The organism is Clostridioides sp. LIBA-6822 (assembly GCF_056688955.1).
Genome location: NZ_CP196995.1, coordinates 4,286,986 through 4,309,873, shown reverse-complemented (window position 1 = coordinate 4,309,873; position 22,888 = coordinate 4,286,986). Strand labels below are relative to the sequence as shown.

The window sequence follows — 22,888 nt, the reverse complement described above, 5'->3', positions numbered from 1 at the left end:
TACCTTACTTTATTAAATTGACGTATAAGCGCCATCCCACACTATTCTTTTATAATTTTCAGGATCAGTATCACCCTCTGTACTTATAACAAGTATTTTTGAATCTTTATTTATGTTTAGCTTATCAGCTATTTCTTTTAATCCATCTTCCTCTAAAATCAAACTTAAAATTCCTAAACCTACCGCACCAGATTCTCCAGATACAACCGTAGGGTCTCCCTTTAATGGGTTAGCAAGTATTCTCATTGCTCTTGCAGCTACATAATCAGGGCAAGAAATATACATATCAGAATAATCTCTTAAAATATTCCAACCTATAGTGTTAGGTTCACCACAATTAAGCCCTGCCATTATAGTTTCCATAAAACCTGTAACAGCATGTGGTTTTTGGTCATTTATTTCTACCGATTTAAATATACATGCTGCTTCATTTGGTTCAACTATCGTAGTTATTGGTCTATTATTGCCAAATACATATTCTAAATATCCTTGTACAGTTCCAGCAAAAGAGCCAACTCCTGCCTGAAGGAATACATGGGTAGGAATTCCATTATCTAAAGAATTTATTTGATTTATAGCTTCATCAATAAGAGTAACATATCCTTGCATAATCCAAGTTGGAATTTCTTCATAACCATCCCAAGCGGTATCTTGTATTATAACACCATTATTTTCATCAGCATATTTAGTAGCTAATCTTACTGCATCATCATAATTTAAATCTGTTATAGATGCTTTTGCACCTTCTTTTCTAATATTATTTAATCTTATCTCAGAAGACCCTTTTGGCATAAATACTACTGATTTTTGTCCAATTTGATTTGCAAACCAAGCAATCCCTCTTCCATGATTTCCATCAGTGGCTGTTACAAAAGTTAAGTCTCCAAGCTTTTCTTTTATATTTTTACTATTTAGCATTTCAAAAGAAAGATCAGAAATATCCATATTTAATTTTTTTGCTATATATTTTCCAACCGCGTATGAACCACCAAGACTTTTAAATGCATTAAGTCCAAATCTATATGACTCATCTTTTATCCAGATATTACTAATACCTAATTCATTAGCTAATTCACTTAAACTGTGAAGAGGAGTTACTTTATACTCTGAAAAGCTTCTATGGAAGTTTCTGATTTTTTCTATTTGTTCTTTGTTAATAAAGTCTATACTTACTTTAGATTTGTGTAAATTTCTTGAATTTTCATTTTGTATATATTTGATATCTTTTATATTTCTCATAGTTTTTATCTCCTAAAATTATTTATTATTTATTTCTTAATTATAATTATATTGACTAATTCACAAAAAATATATAATAATATAGGCAATAAATATCGTTATATTATCAAGTTATATATAATTTAAAAAAATCGAAATTAGTAAAAGGAGGATTGATTTATGCAGGATAATATTGTTACTAATAAAAATAAAAAAGAAGTAACACAACAAGGTTCATTTGAATTTCCAATTACAGTCTATCAAACTAAAATAAGTGAAAATATTTTAGGATATATTGATTGGCACTGGCATGAAGAGTTGCAATTTTGTATTGTAACAAAGGGTAATATTAATTTTAATGTTGATGGAGACTCAATAATTTTATCTGAAGGAGAAGGGATATTTATAAATGTAAGGCAATTACATCAAGCAAAAAATTATAAGGGAAGTGATTGTTCTTATATAAGTGTAGTTTTTAATTCAGACTTTATATCTAGCTTTGCAGGAAGTCTTGTAAATATAAAATATATACAACCTTATATAGATAATTCTAGAATTAATTATTGTATTTTGAAAAATGATATTGAATGGAAATCGGTTATATTAAACAAGGTTTTCAAAGTTTATGAAGAGTATAACAAAAAGGAAATGGGGTTCGAATTACAGATATTTATCTTATTAATAGAGGTATGGAACATTTTAATAAAATCTTATTTTGTATTATTTCCTAATGATAAAGCTAGAAACAATAGTTTGCATATAAAAAATATAATTAGCTATATATGTAATCATTATATGGAGAAAATTGAACTTAATAATTTAGCAAAAGAAGTTAATTTATCTAAAAGTACTTGTTGTCGTGAATTTAAAAAATATATGAATTGCACTATTTTTGAATATATTACTAATTACCGTTTAGTAGCTAGTTCAAATTTATTAATTACAACTAATGATTCAATTTCAGATATAGCTTATCAGTGTGGATTTGGAAGTACTAGTTATTTTATTGAAAAATTTAAAATGAAAACAGGAGTATCACCATCTATTTATAGAAGACAAAAAATAAATTTGTAATAAAATAGTTTTATTAATAGTTATAATTAGATATACTGGGGTATTGAGTATTTTATATTAAGGTTTAAGCAAATAAAATTCAATGATTAATCACTTATAGTTAAGTAATAAAAACACGCTCAGTGGATTAAGTTATGAAGAACTGTATCACAAGCAAATGATACGGTTTTTATCTGTTTTGCAACTAATAACATTAAAATAATAAAAAAGTGTTGAAAGTATATAGCATTTAAGGTAGAATTAAATAAATATTATAACATTATAATGTTTAAAATGTTATTAACAAAAAATAGGAGGGGAATATATGATAAAAATAATGTTGGCTTGTTCAGCGGGAATGTCTACAAGTTTATTAGTTAATAAAATGGAAAGTGCAGCTAAAGAAAATGGTATAGAGTCACAAATTTGGGCAATACCAGAATCAACTATACAAAATGAAATAGAAAAATGTGATGTTTTATTATTAGGTCCACAAGTTAGATACATATTGCCTAAGGCTCAGGAAATAGCTAAGCCACATAATGTACCAGTAGAGGTTATAAATATGATGCATTATGGGACAGTTGATGGAAAAGCTGTTCTAAATAGAGCAATAGAACTTAACAATGCAAAGTAATAGAAAATATAATTTATTTTTAATATATAAATTGGGAGAATCAAAGGATGGACGAAAAAATTATAGAGATTTCTTTTGGTATAATAGGTTATGCAGGTGAAGGTAAAGGATTAGCTTTTGAGGCAATACAAGAAGCTAAAAATGGAAATATAGAAAAAGCAAAAGAATTGTTAAAAGAGTCTAAGGAAGTTATAAATAAGGCACATAGATATCAAACAGAATTAATACAAAATGAAGCTAGTGGAAACAAGACAGAAATGAGTGTCATACTCGTACATGCACAAGACCACTTAATGAATTCTATGAATTTTCAACAGTTAGCTGAGGAAATCGTTGATTTACATTTGAAGCTACAAGATAAATAAGAATTAACAGGAACAAATTAAGAGAGTTCTTAAAATATACATTAAGTTTATTTTGAGGACTCTTTTTATATTAAGTTTAAAGTTAATATATACTACTATTAAAGTATAAGATTATATGTTATAATATTATAACATATAATCTAAGAGGTGAATCATGTTAAGAAATCAACCATTATATATACAAGTTGTAGAGATATTAAAGCAAAAAATATTAAATAATGAATATAAAATTGATGAAAATATTCCAACAGAAAAAGAGTTAGAGCAAGAGTTTGGCGTTAGTAAAATTACTATTAGAAAAGCTATTGAGATATTAGAATCAGAAGGATATGTAGAGAAAAAAAGTGGGAAAGGTACAAAAGTAATAAGTAATAGTCTTTTTAATAAGTTATCTAAGGCAGATTCTTTTTCAAGTATACTTTTATCTAAAGGTCATAAGTTATCTAAAGAGATTATTTCAATTGAAAAAATTACAAATGATGCAAACTCACAAGAATTTTGTATATTTGGAGAAAACTGTAGTAAGATTACTAGAATGTATTACTTGAATAGCAAACCATACATATATTTTACTCATTATATACCTTTTGACGAAAATCTAACTATTGAAAGCTTTAATAATCACAGTTCTTTATATATGTACTTATATAGACGAAATATAAACATAACTAGATTTGAAGATGAATTTTTTATAGAAGAATCAGAAGTAGAAATATCAAAGGCTCTAAATCTTGAGAAAGACAAATTATTAGGAAGAAAGAGAAAAACATATGATGAAAATGATAGCATAGTTGAATTATCATTTGCAAGATATAATACAGAAGTACAAAATTATGTAATTAAATATGAAATATAATAAAAATCCTGAGCTTATTAAAGTGATAATATGCTCAGGATTTTTATTTCCTTTATAAAATATTATAACATTATAATGTTTACAACTAAACATTATAATGTTATAATATTTTTAAGCAAATAAGTGATATTACCAATTACATAAAAATTAATTTTTATTATGAAATAGTTATTGAATTATAAATAAAGGAAAATATCACTAATACAGGGGGGAATTATGGAAAAATTCGCAAGTTTTTTAGAACGTAAGGTTATGCCTGTAGCGGCGAAGATAAGTAATCAAAGGCATATGAGAGCTGTAAGGGCAGGTATAATAGCAACCTTACCACTAACAATAGTGGGTTCATTTTTTACAATATTACTAAACATACCTATTGATGCTTATATGGATTTTATAGCTCCATTCAAGGCAACATTAGATATACCATTTAGATATACTGTAGGATTTTTATCTCTATATGCTACTTTTGGAATAGCATCATCACTTGCCAAAAGCTACAACCTAGATACAACAGGTGTTGGTATGCTTGCAGTTATGGCATTTTTGGTTTCTACAATAGTTCCAACTCAAGTGATTGAACCGATAAATGGAGTTATAGAAGCTGGAAGATGGATGGATATGGCAAAACTTAATTCGCCATCATTATTTGGAGCAATCGTAACATCATTAATTACAGTTGAGATATATCGTTTTATGAAGGAAAGGAATATTACAATTAAGATGCCAGCAGGGGTTCCACCAGAGGTTTCAAACTCATTTACTGCATTATTACCAACAGCAGTGGTGTTAATGTTATTCTGGGTAATAAGACATATATTAGGATTTGATATAAGTACAGCGTTAAGTTCTATGTTATCACCTTTAAAAGGATTCTTATCAGGAAACAGTTTGGGTGGGGGACTGCTGACAGTATTCTTAATAACAGTATTCTGGGTACTTGGAATACATGGTCCAGCTATAATGGGTCCAGTAATAAGACCTATATGGGATATGTCCATAGCAGAAAATATAACTGCATTCACAGAAGGAGTATCAGCTCATGCAATGCCAAATATATTTACAGAACAATTTTTACAATGGTATGTATGGATAGGAGGAGCAGGAGCTACTCTTGCATTAGTTATAATGTTTATGTTTTCTAAGTCAAAATACCTAAAAAGTTTAGGTAGATTAGGATTTTTACCAGGGCTATTTAACATAAATGAGCCTATAATATTTGGAGCACCAATAGTTATGAATCCAATACTAGGGATACCATTTATAATTGGACCTATGATAATGACAGCTTTGTCGTATGTTCTTACTATTACAGGGATTATACCTATGATGGTAGCAAGACTACCCTTTGCAATGCCAGCACCAATAGCAGCTGTAATGAGTACTAACTGGAGTATAATGGCAGGTATCTTAGTATTAATTAACTTTGTGATATCATTTGTTGTTTATTATCCATTCTTCAAGGTTTTTGAAAAACAACAATTACAAAGGGAGCAAGAAGAAATGAGTGAAAGTTTATAAAAATACATAGAATAGAAGTTTTGTATTGTAAATATAAGAAACTTATAAATTATTAAAGGTGAAGGTAGGAGGAATTACCTTCACCTTTAATAATTTATATACTTTAAAAATGTAACTTGAGGAGGAAAAAGATGGAAAGAAGATTAGGGATATCAGTATATCCAGAACATAGTAATATGAAAGATGATAAAGCATATATAAAAATGGCTTCAAAGTATGGATTTAAAAGAATATTTATGTGTATGCTTTCAATTACAAGACCAAAGGAAGAGGTTAAAAAACATTTTAAAGAGATTATAACCTATGCAAGAGACTTGGGATTTGAAGTAATCCTTGATATAGCTCCAAATATATTTGATATATTAGAAATATCTTATGATGATTTAACATTCTTCAATGAGTTAAATGCTAGTGGAATAAGACTTGACTATGGATATGATGGAAGTAAAGAAGCCATGATTTCTTTTAATCCATATGATTTAAAAGTAGAGCTAAATATGAGTAATGATGTAGCATACTTAGATAATATAATTACGTACAAGCCAAATGTAAATAATATATATGGTTGTCATAATTTTTACCCTCAAAGGGGTACAGGTTTACCCTATGATTTCTTTGTAAGATGTTCAAATAGATTTAAAAAGTATGGAATAAGAACTGCTGCTTTTGTTAATTCAAAACATGCAACGATAGGACCTTGGGATATAAATGATGGATTGTGCACACTTGAAATGCATAGAAATTTAGATATATCTACAGCTACTAAGCACTTATTTGCAACTGGTTTGATTGATGATGTGATTGTAGGAAATGCATATGCAAGTGAAGATGAACTAAAAAGAATGTCTGAAGTAAATAAATATCAAATTGTATTTAATGTAGTAGCTGAGGAGCAAATTTCTGAGGTAGAAAAGATAATAATGATAAAAGAGCAACACTTTAGAAGAGGAGACATAACTAGCCAGGTGGCCAGGTCTACAGAGGTAAGAAAAAAATATGCTAAAGAACATTTCCCTAAACATGATAACAGTACTGTTTTTAAAAGAGGAGACGTAGTGATTGGTAATGATGACTTTGGAAAGTATAAAGGAGAATTACAATTGATACTTCAAGACTGTGAAGATGAAAGAAAAAATAGGGTTGGTAGAATAAAGGAAGATGAAATAATGCTTTTAGACTTTATTGAACCTTGGAGCAAATTTAAGATTATTTTAGAGGGAGAGTAAAGTGAAGATAGACATATTAATCAAAGGTGGAAAAACAGTAGATAAACATATAATTGATATAGCTATATTAGAAGGTAAAATAATAGAGGTAACAAATAATATAGATGATTCTAAGTATCAAGCAAGCCAAATCATAGAGCTGTATGGAGAGACATTTATTAGTGCAGGATGGATAGATATACATACACACTGCTATGAAAGGTTAGAGATTTATAAGGATTATCCTGATGAGGTTGGAATAAAAAGTGGAGTTACCACTGTGGTAGATACAGGGACAACAGGTGCTTTAGATATAGAAAAATTTTATGAGGATACTAAAAAGTACAAAACAAATGTGTATGCTTTGATAAATATTGCAAAGCAGGGAATAACGTCTCAAGATGAACTTTCAAATATGATGAGCATAGATGAGGAGGCGCTTAAATATGCAGTTAAAAAATATAAAGACTTTATTATTGGAATCAAAGCTAGAATGAGTAAAAGTGTTGTAATTTCAAATGGTATTGAACCTTTGAAGTTAGCTAAAAGAATTAAAAAAGAACTTAATCTACCTATGATGGTTCACTTTGGCAGTTCTCCTCCAACTATAGAGGATATATTAGGATATATGGAAAAAGGTGATATATTAACTCATATATATAACGGAAAACCAAATGGAATATTGAAAGGTAATAAACTTAAAGAGGAAATTATAGAAGCTAGGAAAAGAGGTATAATCCTTGATGTAGGTCATGGAACAGAAAGTTTTAGTATGGATGTTGCAATGAAAGCTAAAGATGCAGGACTTTTTCCAGATACCATAAGTACAGATATATATATTAAAAATAGAATAAATGGTCCAGTATATAGTTTATCTACAACAATGGAAAAGTTTATATATATGGGTTACTCACTTGAAGATATAATAAATAAGGTTACTAAAAATGCAGCAAATGCAATAAATTTGAAAAATAAAGGTTTAATAAAAAAAGGATATGATGCTGATTTAACTATATTTGATGTAGTAAATGAAGAAAAAGAGCTTCAAGATTCTTTGAATAATTCAGTAATCACAAATACGTCCATAAAACCAAGGGCTGTAGTAATAAATGGAGAGTATTTGAATATATGTTAGTCCATAAAATAGAATGTATAGATGGGAGAGGCTGATTGTATGAGTAGTATATTTGAAAAGTACTCTGTAAGACGTGTTATAAATGCTTCAGGTAAGATGACTATACTAGGGGTGTCAACATTAGATAAGGAAGTTATTGAAGCAATAGGTCAAGGGTGTGAAAATTTCTTCATAGTAGAAGAGCTTGTAAATAAAACTGGTGAATATATATCGAGTTTATTAGGCTGTGAAAGTGCAGTAATAGTTTCTAGTGCATCTGCTGGAATTGCACAGAGTGTAGGTGCAATAATAGCAAAGGATGATATAAATTTAATTTACAATATAAATAACCCTAAGAAACAAATTAAAAGGGAAATAATAATTCCTAAAGGACACAATGTTGACTATGGAGTTCCAGTAGAAACAATGATAAGACTTGGTGGTGGAGAAGTTTTTGAGGCTGGTTATAGTAATATGTGCAGTAAGGAACATATAATAAGAGAGATAAATGACAATACAGCAGCAATTATGTATATTAAATCTCATCATTGTGTTCAAAAGAGTATGCTAAGTGTATTAGATGCAGTGCAAGTTTCCAAAGAATACAACCTACCTTTAATAGTAGATGCAGCAGCAGAGGAAGATTTAAAAGTATACTATGAATTAGGAGCAGATTTAGTTATATACAGTGGTGCAAAGGCTATAGAGGGTCCTAGTTCAGGGTTAGTAATAGGTAGGAAAAAATACATAGATAATGTAAAGCTTCAATCAAAGGGTATTGGAAGAGCTATGAAAATAGGAAAAGAAAATATAATAGGTTTAACATGCGCAATTGAGAGATATGTGAATAGTGCTAAAGTAACTTTAAAAGAAATGGAGGATAAGTTAAATCCATTTATAGATAAGATAAATACTTTAAAAGGGGTTAGTGCGAATATAACTAGAGACTCAGCAGGGAGAGAAATATTACGTGGAGAGATTAATTTTAATGAAGATATAATAAATAAATCAACACAACAAATTATAAACGAACTTAGAGGTGGAAAGATAGCTATATACACTCGAGATTATAAGTCTAATGAAGGCAATATAGAGGTTGATATAAGAAGCGTGAGTGAAGATGATTTAGATATTATTTATAATAGAATAAAAGAGATAATAGAAAAATAGAAAATAAGATAAATAAAATTATAAAGATTTATTAAATTTTACTAACGGGGGTAAGTGATATGAATTGTACGCCAAAATATTATAAAGATAGAGTTTGTTTAAATGTTCTTGCAGGAAGTATAAAAAACGCCAAAGAAATATATGATGCTTGTGATGGGCATGTATTAGTAGGAGTATTATCGAAGAATTATAGTACTGTAGAAGCAGCTATTGAAGATATGAAAAAATACTCAAAGGAAATAGATAATGCAGTATCTGTAGGTCTTGGAGCTGGAGATCCGAATCAGTCAAATATGGTATCTCAAATTTCTAAAGAACTTCAACCACAACATATAAATCAAGTATTTACAGGTGTAGCTACATCTAGAACATTACTTGGTCAAAATGATAGTATAATAAATGGATTAGTTTCTCCAACTGGTAAACCAGGATTTGTAAAGATATCTACAGGTCCATTAAGTTCAAAGGAGGAAGATGGCATAGTTCCTATAGAAACAGCTATAGCTATGATGAAGGATATGGGAGGAAGTTCAGTTAAGTTTTTCCCAATGAGAGGGCTTAAAACAAAAGATGAATATATAGAAGTTGTAAAAGCTTGTGCAGAACATAATTTTTATCTAGAGCCAACAGGAGGCATAGACTTAGATAACTTTAAAGAGATAGTTCAAATTGCACTTGATAATGGTGTAGAAAAGGTCATACCTCATGTTTATACATCAATAATCGATAAAGTAACAGGTGATACAAAAGTAGAAGATATAAAAACACTTTATAAAATAATGAAAGAATTATTGGGATAGATTTATGAATATATTAGCTTTTGGTGAAATAATGATGAGACTTTCAGTACCTGATTATAAATTTTTAACACAAACTGACCAACTAAATTATGTAATTACAGGTACAGGGTTAAATATATTATCTGGACTTAAAAACTTTGGATATAATACCTATATGTTAACAAAGTTACCTAATAACAATGTAGGTAAAGCATCAAGTGCAAACATAAGAAAGTTTGGAGTAAAAGATGACTTTATTACATATGGAGGAAATCATATGGGGGTATACTTTCTTGAAAGTGGATATGGGGAAAGACCTTCAGAAGTGACTTACTTAAATAGGTTAAATAGTTCATTTTGCGAGAGTAGGATACAAGACTATGATATTGATAAATGTTTAGAAGGAATTGATGTGGTTCATATTTGTGGTATTGCTATGCAACTTACAGATTCAGTTAAACATATTGCTTTACAACTAGCTAAAGAATCTTATGAAAAGGGAATAAAAGTATTCTTTGATTTTAATTTTAGACAATCACTAAATCCAGATAAGACTTATGATGATTTAGTAAACGATTATAAAAAAATACTGCCATATTGTCACGGATTATTTGCTAGTTATAGAGATATAAATAAAATACTTAATATAGATACTTTAGATATAAAATGGAGTTCAGAATTAATTAGAAAAGAGTATAATATAGAAATTGTAGCTGGAACTATGAGAAGATTTGATAATATGAACAATAGATTTATAAAGGGATACATATCAAATAATGATGGCTATTTTGAAAGTAAGGAATATAAACTAGAAATATACGATAGAGTAGGTGCTGGGGATGGATATGTAGCAGGAATTATATATTCATATTTGGAAAAGATGAGAAATGAAGATATTGTTGAATTTGGAGTTGCTAGTTCAGTGTTAGCTCATACAACTTATGGCGATAGTTCCTTAATAAATACAAATCATGTATTTAGATTGATGAACAATGAGAAATTAGATATATTGAGATAATATTTTTATATCATATTTATAGTGTTCCATTATTGATGTTTTGGTAAACCTAATTAATATAATTAAGTAGAAAATAGCATTAACCATATAAAAGTGGTTAATGCTATTTTTATAATTAATTTTATACTATAGAAATAAATTTTTCTAATGCTGGGTTTGTATTGTTTTTATTCCATACAACTACAACTTCAATTCTATCTTCTACTTCTTTTATAGGTACTATTGCAATACCATGTTCTATCATAGTATCTAGAACACAAAATGAAGGTAAAATGGATATCCCCATATTAGATGCTACTAGTGATTCAATAGTGTTAAGATTATTTGAACGTTGAACTACATTAGGCACAAATCCTGCTTCACGATATCTATTCTGTATCATGGATTTTTGACCATATTCATCTCCTGTTTCTTTTACAAAAATAAATTTCTCATGTTGTAGTTCAATTAAATCAATATAATCCTCATTGCAAAGTGGATGACCAGGGGGTAAAAGAGCTACCAAGGAATACCTTTCTACAGTTTTATATTCAAAATCTTTTAATGGTTGATTTTCTGGATTAATTACAAATGCAAGGTCCATAAAATTATTTTTTACTAAGTTTAAAAGTTCAGTTATCTCATTAGTACAAATTTCCATAGATATATTAGGGTATATATTAGAAAATTCTTTTAAATATTGTTGAAATTTGTTTTTTTCATATCCTATTAAAATTCCTATACTTAAAGTTCCAAAAAAACCATGTGCAAATTGCTGTGTTTTTGTAATAGCATCATCTATATTTTTTATTATAGTACGTACCTCAGATAAAAAAACTTTTCCAGCAGGTGTTAGTTCAACATGTCGTTTACTTCTTGTAAATAGAGTTACATTTATTTGTTCTTCTAAAGCTTTTATTTGCTGTGTAACAGCAGTTTGGGAAATATAAAATTTTTCTGCTGTTTTGGTAAAACTTAGGCTTTCTGCTACAGATATAAAATATTCTAATTGTTTAGTATTCAAATAATCACCCCTATTTAAACTTGATTGTTCGTAAACATCATTTATATATAATTAAAACTTATTATAGTATAAGAAAATTTACTTTTAAAGGATATTGAAAAATATTTGTATAAAAATATATATTTTAAACATATTTTCACACTAGATTTTATAAATTTATTAATAAGAATAACTTATATATTCCCATGAAAACGATATTGGATTTAAGTAAGTTTATCTCATAAAATGAAAGTATATCAATTGATAATACCTTAAATGAGAAGGGAGAAAAAATGGAAGATAAATTTTATGCAAAAGGTAAAGGAAATAACGGTTATATTAAAAATCTTGAAGTTTGTTCCTTTAATAACTTAGATGGAACTTGTGGAATGTTTCAAATGGCTCTGTACAAAAGAGATGAAAAATACTATTTATATGGATGCTGTTTTGGCGGAAGTAAGAAAAATGGAGTAATGATTAGTGATATTACAAATCCTTATAATCCACAATTTATAAAGCATTTTCAAATGTTAGACCCAAAAGAGTATCCTACAACAACAACTCCAAAAATTCAAATAGCAGATGATTTAATGATAGTAGCTATGAGCTGTGGAAGTGGACCAGGAGCTCTTGTTGACCAAGCTAAATTATCAAGTATTAAGTGTGAAGCAGGAATTAGAATATATAGTTTAAAAGAAGACCCTTTAAATCCTAAGTTTTTAGGATATTGGGATTGTGGATTAAAGCATGTGATGGGTGTTCATAGATTTATGTATAATGGTGGAAGATATGTACATTTATCAAGTGACTGTGTTGGATTTGAAGGTATGATTTACAGAATCATAGATATAATAGATCCAACTAATCCAGTAGAAATAGGCAAGTGGTGGAGACCAGAGCAATACGCAGATGGATATCCAAATAAGACATTTGATCCAGGAGCACCTCATTGCCCAGAATTTATGGATAAAGGATGGCTTCATGGGCCTCCATTTGTAAGAGATGAAAAAGCATATTGTGGTTATGGTGGAGCTGGATTAGTTGTGTTAGATGTTGAGGATTTAACAAGACCAAGATGTTTAGGTGAATTACCATTTATGCCTGTATTTTCTAGTAGACTTGCAGGAGCAAGAACTCATACAGCACTACCATTACCAGGAAGGGATTTAGTAGTTGTTCAAAATGAAGGAGAGCGATTTCAATTTTTTAAACCAGATAGTATCACAGATGTTCAAGCCATGAACAATATACATATGGTTGATGTTAGTAATCCAACAAAGCCAACATTAATTGCTCAATTCCCATATCCTGAAGTACCAAAGGATTTTCCTTATCCTAATTTTAATGTTGCAGGTCTAGGAAAGCCAGGACCATTTGGCCCACATAATCTTCATGAACCAATGGATAATAAACCATGGCTAGAGCAAAGAGGAGATAGAGTATATTGTTGTTATTTCCACGCAGGTTTAAGAGTTTATGATGTATCAGACCCATATTACATCAAAGAGTTAGCATATTTCATACCACCAAATCCAAATAAAACGCCAGAAGAGTCTTATTTTCCAGGATTCCCTGGACCACGTTTGGCAGTAACAGAAGATATTATTGTTGATGATAGAGGATACATCATTATAGATGCTCTAGATGATGGATTCTATATATTAAAAATGAAAGAAGATTAATAAATACTGAAGAGGGAGAGTTAAAAATGAAAATATTAGGTATTTCTTTCGGAACAAAAAATGGAAATAATGACACAATGTGTAAAGTAGCACTTAAAGGAGCTCAAGAAGCAGGAGCTGAAGTAGAATTTATTCAAATGTCATCTCTTAATATTAAACATTGTACTGGGTGCTGTGCATGTGTTAAGACTTTATTATCTGGAAAAGGTAGTATGTGTGTACTAAAAGATGATTTTGAGTGGCTACTTGACAAAATGAAAGATGCAGATGGGATAGTAGCTTCAGACCCAATATTCGAAGAAGGAGCATCAGGATTATTTCATACGATAATGGATCGTTTTGGGCCAAGAGTAGATAAAGGAAATAATATTATAGGAACAAAAGTTGCAGAAGCTACAGGAGGAAAAATTCCAGACCCAAGGATTCTTAAAGATAAAGTAATATCATTTATGGGAATAGGTGGTTCAGACTGGGGTACAAGAGTTCAATGTGAGCATGCTATGTTAGCTCTAATACCAATGTGGAAAGTGATAGATAATGCTTGGTTTCCATGGGCAAAGGAACTAGTCATGAATGATGAAAAACTTGCTCAAGTTCGTCAAATAGGAATAAATATAGTTGAAGCAGCAAAAGATTTTGAAAAAGCTTCATACCAAGGAGAAGAAGGAGTCTGTCCACATTGCCATAATAGGCTATTCTACCTTGAACCAGGTACTAAAAAATCAATATGTGCTCTATGTGGTATAGTTGGAGAATTGGATACAGCAAATGGAAAAACTGTATTTAGTTTTCCAAAAGAGCAATTAGGTCATGCTCATGATACTTTACCAGGTAAGTTTATACATGGAGATGATATTAAACAAATGGAAGGTCATTATGCAGAAATTCGTAAAACACCAGAATTTAAAGAAAGAAAAGTAGCTTATAATTTTATAGAACCATTAACTAAAGAAAAGCAAGTTGAAGTTTCGTTAGGAGAATAATTGAAATATAAAGACTCTTTTTTAAGGAGTGTTATAGGAGGCTTATTATATGAATGAAAAGCCGTGCTTTAGACAAACTGTAGCTATCAATACAGTAAAAAATATACCCATAGCACTTATCGTGTCAGTTGTAGTACTAATAATACCACTATACCTAAGTTATTTTGTAGCATCTATAATTATAAGTCCAATAGCAATTAAGCTAATAGGAATGAGACAAACTAGAAAATTTACTAATTACAATATAGAAAATGGATAGAAAGAAAAAAGAAATATTAACACTATCCATAGGAATTGCTTTATTACCTCCTTTATGGGCAGTATTAGCACCTTATATAGGAATAAAAACTGGAGCAGTAGCATTAATTTGTGCAGGGTTATATGTAACTAATGGTAATAAACAAAAAGATGGATTAAAAATAATGTTTGGGTTTTGGTGTGGAGATTTATGGGCACTTTTGGCCATTTTAATTATGGAACATATAAATTTCAATCAAAATCTAGAATTATTTTTAACACTTAGTATATTGGGATTCTTTGCAGTTATAATTGCATCTTTATTTGAAAAAATAATTTTCTTACCATCATGGCTTTGTGGTTGGGCTATAGGTCTAACTATCATGACAGGTGAAAATATTATTAATTTACAGGACACTTGTATTCAAATTGCTATAGCTATGGCAGTAGGAGTGTGGTATGTGGGAGCAGGTGTAGATTTGTTTACTAGAGGTATTTTGAACAAAGATAAAAAAGAGAAAAATTGAAGCATGTGAATATAATTTGATTATAGGAGAATGTTTATGGGATTTGAATTTAAAATAATGAGAAGTTTAATATACGTAGGGCTTGCTAAGGAAGAGTATAGACCTAAATTAATGGACTGGTTATATCGTTACCATATTCCAGATAGTATTAGTAATTTTGGACCATATTGTACTAAATATGCTTTTTATCAAGCATATCCTACACCGAATGAAGGAGAACGCTTTGGGGTACGTAAGATGCAATTAACAGAGCATTATTGGATTGTGGATGAGCATATGCCTGAAATGGCAAATAGAATTATGACAGAGTACATGCCTATGGATGTTCTTCGTTGGCAAGGATGTATACCAGATGTGGAAAATAAAAAAGTTCATGAGAATGCAGAAAGTGGAGATGCAGGACGTGCAGTAGGTGGGGACAACGGATGTCCACCATTTATATTTGCTTTTGTTCCAATAAACTGGGAAGAAGATTTTAGAGGAAAAGGACGTACTGTGCAAGATGGACCAAACTATCGTTGGCAATTTATGATTAAGTATCCAGAGGGCATTTCTAAAGAAGAAGGGGAAAAATGGTTCTATGATGAGGTAGTTCCATACTTTACAAACTGCTGTTATGTTAATCGTTTTGTAAGTAGTAAAATTATGATTAACTATGGAGCAACTGCTTTTGACCGTGTAGTAGAACTATGGTTTGAAGGAGAAGAAGAATGGTATAAAGCTGTGGTTGAAGAGGCAAAATCATTTATTAAAAAGCCAGAATGGGCACAAGAAGAGGAGTTTCCATATCTAAAGCCACAATTCAATATCGCATCAGTATTTTTAGGTGATATAGCTACTATGGATGCATATTCACAGTATCGTGGATATATTCCAATGAGATAAAAATTTATAAGATATTTATTAAAAAGTGTTTAGAGTGTATTTAAAAATTGAGATATTCCTTTTATGATAGAAAGTTGAAATAATAAAACTGTTACCATGAAGGGAATATTTTTATGTCTAGAAAATCTTGTGAGATAAAATTTAAAATATATGAAAGAGTATCTTAAAGGTAAAAAATTAAAAAATATTTTGGAGAATACACTATAGGAAAATATACTATAAAAGAAATGAAAGACTACATAAGATTGTATTTACTTTTTATGGTAAAATATAAAGAAATTTTAAAAGAGATTCAAGGAGGGATAAATATGGTTTTATTGGTAGTCGATACACAAAAACTAATAACAAATGAAGAGTTATATAATTTTAATGGATTTGTAGCAAATGTAGAAAACTTGATTGATACAGCTAGAAAAAATAACATAGAGATAATATATGTACGTCATGATGATGGGGCTGAAAATGAGTTGACTAAGGGTAAAAATGGTTTTGAGATATATGAAAAATTTAAACCATACGATAAAGAAAAAATATTTGATAAAGAAGTAAACAGCGCTTTTAAAGAAACTGGTCTATTAGAATATTTAACAAATAAGGGTGAAAAATATATAATTATCGTTGGACTTCAAACAGATTACTGTATTGATGCAACTATAAAATGTGGATTTGAACATGGTTTTAACATAATAGTTCCGGCTTATTCGAATACAACTGTTGATAATTCATTTATGTCAGCAGAACAGTCATATAAATACTACAATGAACTCATATGGGATGGAAGATATGCAGAATGTATTTCATTGGATGAAACCCTTAAAAGAATGAAATAAGTATAGACTACTTATAATAAAAAAGTGTAATCTACTTGGATTAAAATATTAAAATCATAAGAAGTATAAGTTACTGAATCTTGTATTTAGACAGATTAATTTTAGAAAAGTATGATACTAGAGTAAAAGTTAATGGACAAATCTAGTGTATTAGAATTATATAAGTAGGATAAGGCACATCAATTTTATTTTAAATTAATGTGCTTTTTAAGTGAAATAATGTGCTAAAAGTGAATATGATTTTTATTTATAAAATCAGTTTTCTTGTGTTTCTTTACTAAAGAAACCTTTTTTATTTATAAAATCTACAATTGTAATATGGTATCTATTTTAGATAAGTATAATTTTTGTCTCAATCTAAAACAAAAGTTATACTTAAATGAAATTGAAAACAATAAAATTCTCCAATAAAATAAATATTGTGGAGGTGATGAAAGAATCCAATGATAATATGAAGACTAATCTTAATAAGAAAGTAGGGATTAATGGTAGTGGACAAAGAAATTGTATCAATTCTCCAGATTTTATTAAATAGCACGTTGATTACAACTAATGGATTACAAGAAGAATCCAACTCATCAAAGAGGCAAATTACTTATAGAATAAATAAAATCAATGACATGCTTAAAGTAAAAAAAGTACCACTTATATGTTTAAGAGCTGATAAAGATATTATCGTTAGAAAAGAAACTAAAAAAGCAATTAAAGAAATTTTAGAAAAAAACTATTCTAAGAATACTTATTACTTTAGTAAAGAAGAAAGACTTTTATATATGTACCTAATGCTTTTTATTAACATGGAGGATATCTCAATTAACCATTTTACAAATTCTATAAAAGTGAGTAGGTCTACTGTAAATCTTGATTTTAAGGATTTAATACCAAATCTTGAAAAAAAAGGCATATATGTTAAGAACAATCGTATAAGTGGTTATTATTTAGTTGGAAATGAAATGGAAATTAGAAGAGTACTTATTAAGAATATTATAGAAACTCTGTCTAATGAGAAGAGCTCAAGAGTATTTGATATTTTTATTGAAGAATATCATTTAGATAGCTTTGAAGAAGCCAAAAAAATTATATTAAAGCTCATAAAAAGATACGAAATTAATTTTGTTGAAGATAGATTAATAGAATTTATATATATATTTATCTTTCTAAAAGCAAGGATGTGTTCAACTAGAATAGTTACTCAAGAAAATATAGATATTCCTAATATTTCGGTTATGAGTTCGATGAAGGAATATAAATTTGCTAAGGAATTATTAGAAGTATATGAAAGTGAAGAAAAGATAAGACCTCATAATATAATGTATATTAGTGCTTGGATTTTAGGTATATCAGTAGGAAATTATGAAGAAGATACAGAAGATAAGGCTGTAATTTCAGAAATTGTAAATAAAATGATGACAAGGTTTGGATATTTAAGTGGGGTTTATTATATAAGTCAAGAAAAGATATTTAAACAATTATATTCTCATTTTAGACCAGCTTATTATAGACTTTTGTTTAAATTGCCTATTTATAATCCAATTTGTGAAAAGGTAAAAGAAGAATATAGATTAGTTTATAGAATTGTAAGTAATTCAATGAAAGAGTTTTGTGGATTATTTGGAGAAGAAATTCAAGAAGAGGAATTAGCATACTTAACAATGCATTTTGCAACTCTTTTTTCAAATAAAAAGGAATTCGAAGACTTTAGAAAAAGAATAGCATTAATAGTTTGTTCAAATGGTGTTGGGAGTTCAGCTATTTTACATGCAGAACTTACAAACTTATTTCCTGACTTGCATTTTATACCAATGTCAGAATCAGTTGGTTTGGAAAATATAAGTGAACCTGTAGACATTGTATTTACTACTAATTATAATACAGAGAGTCTAAAGACAGATGTACCAGTAATTAAAGTAAGTCCTGTTATGACCACAAAAGAAAAATATAAGATTACACGTGAAGTGTACATTCAATTGGGAGATATTTTTTTAAGACAACCTAAGATAGATGAGGTTATGAATATAATAAAAAAATATGCAAAAGTAACTTCTGAAAGTATGCTTTCAAGCGAGTTATTAGCTTATTTTGCACAAATAGAGAATTTTACATCTAAGGAAGGAGAGGGGCCTATGCTAAGTGAGATTACTAGTGAAACACTAATAAAATTAAAGATAAAAGCTAAGAATTGGGAGGATGCTATTAGACAATCAGCTTCTGTTTTAGTTGAAAACAATAAAGTAACTGAGGGATATGTAGATGCCATGATTGACTCAGCAAAAGTATCTGGGCCATACATAGTAATTACAAAACATGTGGCACTTCCACATGCTAGACCAGAGGCTGGCTCAAAAGAGATTGCAATAGGTATTGCTACTTTAGATAGCTCTATTAAGTTTGGAAATGATGAAAATGACCCTGTAAAATATGTATTTTGTTTAAGTGCAGTAGATAATAATAGTCATTTACGTGCTATGTCTGAACTGGTTGAATTATTGGAACAAGATGAATTCTTTAGCGTGTTGGATACTGCTAAAGAAGGTAAAGAAATTATTGATTTTATAAAAAGACACGAATTATAAAGGAGGATTTAATAATGTATAAAATTTTAATCGCATGTAGAGCAGGAGTTGGCTCAAGTTTAATGTTAAAAATAAAAACTCAACAAATTATTAAAGAAAATAACTTTCCAATCGAAGTAGAACATGGTTCATTGGATTCATTAAATGGATTTAATGGAGATGCTGTAGAAACATTAATTGATGTTGCTGAAGAATTAAAAAAGAAAAATTTGAAATTCGATATAATTGGAATTCGTAATATTGTTGACCGTAACGAGATTAAGGCGGCACTAGAAAAATTCCTTGCTTCAAAAGAGGGATAAATTTAAGAGAATAGGGAGGAAGGTTTATGGAGTTTATTATTAGTTTGTTGAGTACACCTGCTGTTTTGCTTGGTGTAGTTGCATGTATAGGATTGATTCTTCAAAAGAAATCAGCTGTTGAAGTATTTACTGGGTCTTCAAAAACGCTTATTGGCTTTCTAATATTTGGTATTGGTGCATCTGCTATGACTGGTGCACTTCAGAATTTCAATAAATTGTTCCAACATGGGTTTGGAATTACTGGTGTTATAGCTTCACCAGAAGCAGCTACAGCACTTGCACAAAGTACATACGGTTTTGCAGTTTCATGTACATTAATTCTTGGATTTATATTAAATTTAGTTTTTGCACGTATTACAAAGTTTAAAAATATTTTCTTTACAACAGGTCATAGTTTATTCTTTTCTTGTGTATTAGTTTTAATCATGAAAGCACATGGATTCGATAATACAATCACTATTTTAATAGGTGGAGTTATTTTAGGATTTATGTCTGCTGCACTACCTCAATTTTGTCAGCCATTTATGCGTGAATTGACAGGTGGAGATGAACAAGCCATTGGTCACTTCAATATGATTGGTTATGGTCTATCAGGATATATAGGACGTTTATTTTCAAAGCATAAAGATGATACAACAGAAACTATAGAATTTCCTAAGTGGTTATCAATATTTAGAGACTTTTTAATGGGTCTATCTATAGTTATGTTAATCTTATTTTATATTGCAACATTAAAAGCTGGACAGGCATTTACTCAAGAAATCGCTGGTTCAACACATTGGTTAGTATTTCCACTTATAGAGGCATTTACATTTGTAGCTGGTATGTCAATACTGATGTCAGGTGTTCGTATGTTCTTAGCTGAAATAACTGCGGCATTCGTAATTATTTCAGAAAAATATATTCCAGGTTCACGTCCTGCACTTGATGTTCCAACAGTATTTCCATATGCACCAAATGCAGTTATTATTGGCTTTATATCAGCATATGCTGCGGGTCTATTAGCAATTGTTATTATGGCATCATTTCCTAGTATATTCCCTGTAGTAATTATTCCAGCTGCTCATATATGTTTCTTTTCAGGTGGTACAGCTGCGATATTTGGTAATACTTCAGGAGGATGGAGAGGAGCTATTGCAGGGTCGTTTGTTGTAGGATTATTACTTGCATTTTTACCAGTTATACTATATCCAGTTTATGGAACTCTTGGTATAGAGGGTGCAACTTTCCCAAATATTGATTATAACGTAGTTGGCTCAATCTTACATAATATTTTACAATTTATAAAACCTATCTAGTCTTAAAGTAACAATGTAAAAGTCATAGGTATGGTTACCATAATTTAAAGGAGGATAAGTCTATTATGGAAAACACGCTATCTGAATTTCTAGACACTCTATCTAATGAAGTATCAGAGTTTATTGCATCAATAGATGAAATATCTATAAATAAAGCATGTGACTTAATTTTTGAAGTTGAAAGGAATCATGGACGTGTACACGTGACTGGTATTGGTAAACCAGGACATGTATCAGGGTATATTTCATCATTACTTTCATCTACTGGAACGCCAGCATATATATTACATGGTACAGAAGCAGTACATGGCTCAAGTGGTCAAGTAGTAGCTGGGGATGTTGTTATTGCAATATCAAATAGTGGTGAGACTCAAGAATTAAAAGCAACTATTGAGACATTAAAAGTAAATGGAGCAAAGATAATTGGTGTAAGTGGTAATACAAATTCATTCTTAAAGGATGTTTCTGATATATTCTTGTTTGCAGGTGTTAAACAGGAAGGTGATTGCCTTAATAAAGCCCCTCGTGCTTCGATTCTTGCCGAAACTATAGTCTTACAGTCCTTAAGTGTTGCATTACAATATGCTAAAGAACTTGATGTACAACAGTATTTGAAGTGGCATCCAGGAGGAAGTCTTGGAAAGTCTATTAGAGAGGAAATGTAATTTTATGAAATATAAAGGTATTATATGTGCAATGATAACACCTTTTGATGAAAATCAAAATATAAATCCACAGGCAACATGTGAGTTAATTGACTATCTAGTAGGTAAGGGAGTTTATGGCTTATTTATTTTGGGAACTAATGGTGAATGTCATGTGCTAACAGATGATGAAAAGGTTGAATTCGCAAAAATTGTTGTTAATCACACTAATAATCGTGTACCTGTTTTTGTTGGAACAGGTGGTAATTCAACTCGTGAAGTTATAAGTTTATCTAAGAGAATGGAATCTATTGGAGCAAGTGCTTTATCTATTATTACACCATACTTTGTAACACCAATGCAGGAGGAATTAATTTTACATTATAAAACTATTGCTAATTCAGTTAATTTACCCATTATGATGTATAACATGCCAGGTAAGACAGGGATTAATATTGAGCCTGAATCAGTGCGTGAATTGGCAAAGATAAAGAATATCGTTGGTATTAAAGATAGTAGTGGTAAACTTGACAACATGAAAGCTTATATTGAAGTAACTAAGAGTGAGGATTTTAGTATATTTTCAGGTTCAGATTCACTTATTCTTGATAGTTTGAAGGCTGGTGGACAAGGTGCTGTTGCTGCAACAGCAAACTTTCTTACAGAGATTGATATTGCTATTTATGAAAATTTCATGAAGGGGGATTTGGAAGAAGCTCAAAAAGCTCAAAGTAGTATAGAGGAGCTTCGTCGTATCCTAAAGCTGGGAACAATTCCATCTGTTATAAAAAAAGCTGTTGTATTTAATGGAATTAACGTTGGAACTGCACGACTTCCTGTAACTGAACCAACTGGAAAAGCACTTGAAGAAATTAAGCAAGTGGTTAAAAATTATAGAGGAGTACTTAATCAATATAGTGATAATAGATAACATAGATAAGGGAATCACATTTGCATATGACTAATATATGTCTTATGAAAATGAAGTTAACTTAATGGAAAAGTAAAATGG

23 protein-coding genes are annotated in these 22,888 nt (G+C 29.7%); 21 read left to right on the top strand and 2 right to left on the bottom strand.

Features of this window, described 5'->3' with window-relative positions:
- Nucleotides 1-12: 12 nt before the first annotated feature.
- A complete protein-coding gene (gene dpaL / locus ACTG48_RS20465; protein ID WP_479917829.1) occupies nt 13-1,239 on the bottom strand; it encodes a diaminopropionate ammonia-lyase in 1,227 nt (408 codons plus the stop codon).
- Between the two features lie 159 nt (nt 1,240-1,398).
- On the opposite strand from dpaL, the gene ACTG48_RS20460 reads away from it, so the two are divergent.
- The 10 genes from ACTG48_RS20460 to ACTG48_RS20415 all read left to right on the top strand — a co-directional run bounded on the left by ACTG48_RS20460 (nt 1,399) and on the right by ACTG48_RS20415 (nt 10,933).
- Nucleotides 1,399-2,292, top strand: coding sequence for an AraC family transcriptional regulator (locus ACTG48_RS20460; RefSeq protein WP_479917828.1), 894 nt, complete (start codon nt 1,399-1,401; stop codon nt 2,290-2,292).
- A 304-nt stretch (nt 2,293-2,596) separates the two neighbouring features.
- Nucleotides 2,597-2,908, top strand: a complete 312-nt coding sequence (locus tag ACTG48_RS20455) for a PTS sugar transporter subunit IIB (protein ID WP_479917827.1) — start codon at nt 2,597-2,599, stop codon at nt 2,906-2,908.
- A gap of 47 nt (nt 2,909-2,955) precedes the next feature.
- Nucleotides 2,956-3,273 carry a PTS sugar transporter subunit IIA gene (locus ACTG48_RS20450; protein WP_479917826.1) on the top strand — a complete coding sequence of 106 codons (318 nt, stop codon included), beginning with the start codon at nt 2,956-2,958 and terminating at the stop codon, nt 3,271-3,273.
- A gap of 154 nt (nt 3,274-3,427) precedes the next feature.
- Nucleotides 3,428-4,129: a GntR family transcriptional regulator gene (locus ACTG48_RS20445; RefSeq protein ID WP_021386608.1), complete on the top strand. Its 702-nt coding sequence runs from the start codon at nt 3,428-3,430 to the stop codon at nt 4,127-4,129.
- 216 nt (nt 4,130-4,345) lie between these two features.
- A complete protein-coding gene (locus tag ACTG48_RS20440) occupies nt 4,346-5,647 on the top strand; it encodes a PTS sugar transporter subunit IIC (protein WP_479917825.1) in 1,302 nt (433 codons plus the stop codon).
- 131 nt (nt 5,648-5,778) lie between these two features.
- Nucleotides 5,779-6,873, top strand: a complete 1,095-nt coding sequence (locus tag ACTG48_RS20435) for a DUF871 domain-containing protein (protein ID WP_021386605.1) — start codon at nt 5,779-5,781, stop codon at nt 6,871-6,873.
- Nucleotide 6,874: 1 nt separating this feature from the next.
- Nucleotides 6,875-7,987 carry an amidohydrolase/deacetylase family metallohydrolase gene (locus tag ACTG48_RS20430; RefSeq protein WP_021386583.1) on the top strand — a complete coding sequence of 371 codons (1,113 nt, stop codon included), beginning with the start codon at nt 6,875-6,877 and terminating at the stop codon, nt 7,985-7,987.
- Nucleotides 7,988-8,026: 39 nt separating this feature from the next.
- Entirely contained in the window at nt 8,027-9,136 is a 1,110-nt protein-coding gene (locus tag ACTG48_RS20425) for a DgaE family pyridoxal phosphate-dependent ammonia lyase (RefSeq protein WP_021386624.1), read from the top strand.
- Nucleotides 9,137-9,195: 59 nt separating this feature from the next.
- Nucleotides 9,196-9,936: a 2-dehydro-3-deoxy-phosphogluconate aldolase gene (dagF, locus tag ACTG48_RS20420; protein ID WP_479917824.1), complete on the top strand. Its 741-nt coding sequence runs from the start codon at nt 9,196-9,198 to the stop codon at nt 9,934-9,936.
- A 4-nt stretch (nt 9,937-9,940) separates the two neighbouring features.
- Complete coding sequence (locus ACTG48_RS20415; protein WP_479917823.1) at nt 9,941-10,933, top strand: sugar kinase; 993 nt, start codon at nt 9,941-9,943, stop codon at nt 10,931-10,933.
- A gap of 121 nt (nt 10,934-11,054) precedes the next feature.
- Here ACTG48_RS20415 and ACTG48_RS20410 read toward each other — a convergent pair whose 3' ends face one another.
- A complete protein-coding gene (locus ACTG48_RS20410) occupies nt 11,055-11,936 on the bottom strand; it encodes a LysR family transcriptional regulator (RefSeq protein WP_021386575.1) in 882 nt (293 codons plus the stop codon).
- A 272-nt stretch (nt 11,937-12,208) separates the two neighbouring features.
- On the opposite strand from ACTG48_RS20410, the gene ACTG48_RS20405 reads away from it, so the two are divergent.
- The 11 genes from ACTG48_RS20405 (at nt 12,209) to dapA (ending at nt 22,807) form a co-directional block, all read left to right on the top strand.
- Complete coding sequence (locus ACTG48_RS20405) at nt 12,209-13,597, top strand: LVIVD repeat-containing protein (RefSeq protein ID WP_479917822.1); 1,389 nt, start codon at nt 12,209-12,211, stop codon at nt 13,595-13,597.
- Between the two features lie 26 nt (nt 13,598-13,623).
- Nucleotides 13,624-14,580, top strand: a complete 957-nt coding sequence (locus tag ACTG48_RS20400; protein ID WP_021386584.1) for a flavodoxin family protein — start codon at nt 13,624-13,626, stop codon at nt 14,578-14,580.
- A gap of 49 nt (nt 14,581-14,629) precedes the next feature.
- On the top strand, nt 14,630-14,839 hold the full coding sequence (locus tag ACTG48_RS20395; protein WP_021386588.1) for a hypothetical protein: 210 nt from the start codon (nt 14,630-14,632) through the stop codon (nt 14,837-14,839).
- Nucleotides 14,832-15,344, top strand: coding sequence for a DUF1097 domain-containing protein (locus tag ACTG48_RS20390; RefSeq protein ID WP_021386580.1), 513 nt, complete (start codon nt 14,832-14,834; stop codon nt 15,342-15,344). Before ACTG48_RS20395 ends, ACTG48_RS20390 begins: the two co-directional genes overlap by 8 nt.
- A gap of 30 nt (nt 15,345-15,374) precedes the next feature.
- Nucleotides 15,375-16,229, top strand: coding sequence for an acetyl-CoA hydrolase (locus ACTG48_RS20385; RefSeq protein ID WP_079747094.1), 855 nt, complete (start codon nt 15,375-15,377; stop codon nt 16,227-16,229).
- A 308-nt stretch (nt 16,230-16,537) separates the two neighbouring features.
- The gene (locus ACTG48_RS20380) at nt 16,538-17,059 is read left to right on the top strand and encodes a cysteine hydrolase family protein (protein WP_479917821.1); all 522 of its coding nucleotides are present in this window, start codon (nt 16,538-16,540) and stop codon (nt 17,057-17,059) included.
- Nucleotides 17,060-17,544: 485 nt separating this feature from the next.
- The gene (locus ACTG48_RS20375; protein WP_479917820.1) at nt 17,545-19,632 is read left to right on the top strand and encodes a BglG family transcription antiterminator; all 2,088 of its coding nucleotides are present in this window, start codon (nt 17,545-17,547) and stop codon (nt 19,630-19,632) included.
- 14 nt (nt 19,633-19,646) lie between these two features.
- A complete protein-coding gene (locus tag ACTG48_RS20370; RefSeq protein ID WP_021386611.1) occupies nt 19,647-19,934 on the top strand; it encodes a PTS sugar transporter subunit IIB in 288 nt (95 codons plus the stop codon).
- Nucleotides 19,935-19,960: 26 nt separating this feature from the next.
- Nucleotides 19,961-21,232 carry a PTS ascorbate transporter subunit IIC gene (locus tag ACTG48_RS20365; protein WP_021386607.1) on the top strand — a complete coding sequence of 424 codons (1,272 nt, stop codon included), beginning with the start codon at nt 19,961-19,963 and terminating at the stop codon, nt 21,230-21,232.
- Nucleotides 21,233-21,297: 65 nt separating this feature from the next.
- On the top strand, nt 21,298-21,897 hold the full coding sequence (locus ACTG48_RS20360; protein WP_021386582.1) for an SIS domain-containing protein: 600 nt from the start codon (nt 21,298-21,300) through the stop codon (nt 21,895-21,897).
- On the top strand, nt 21,869-22,807 hold the full coding sequence (gene dapA, locus ACTG48_RS20355; RefSeq protein WP_479917819.1) for a 4-hydroxy-tetrahydrodipicolinate synthase: 939 nt from the start codon (nt 21,869-21,871) through the stop codon (nt 22,805-22,807). The genes ACTG48_RS20360 and dapA overlap by 29 nt, the downstream gene beginning before the upstream one ends.
- Nucleotides 22,808-22,888: the final 81 nt, after the last annotated feature.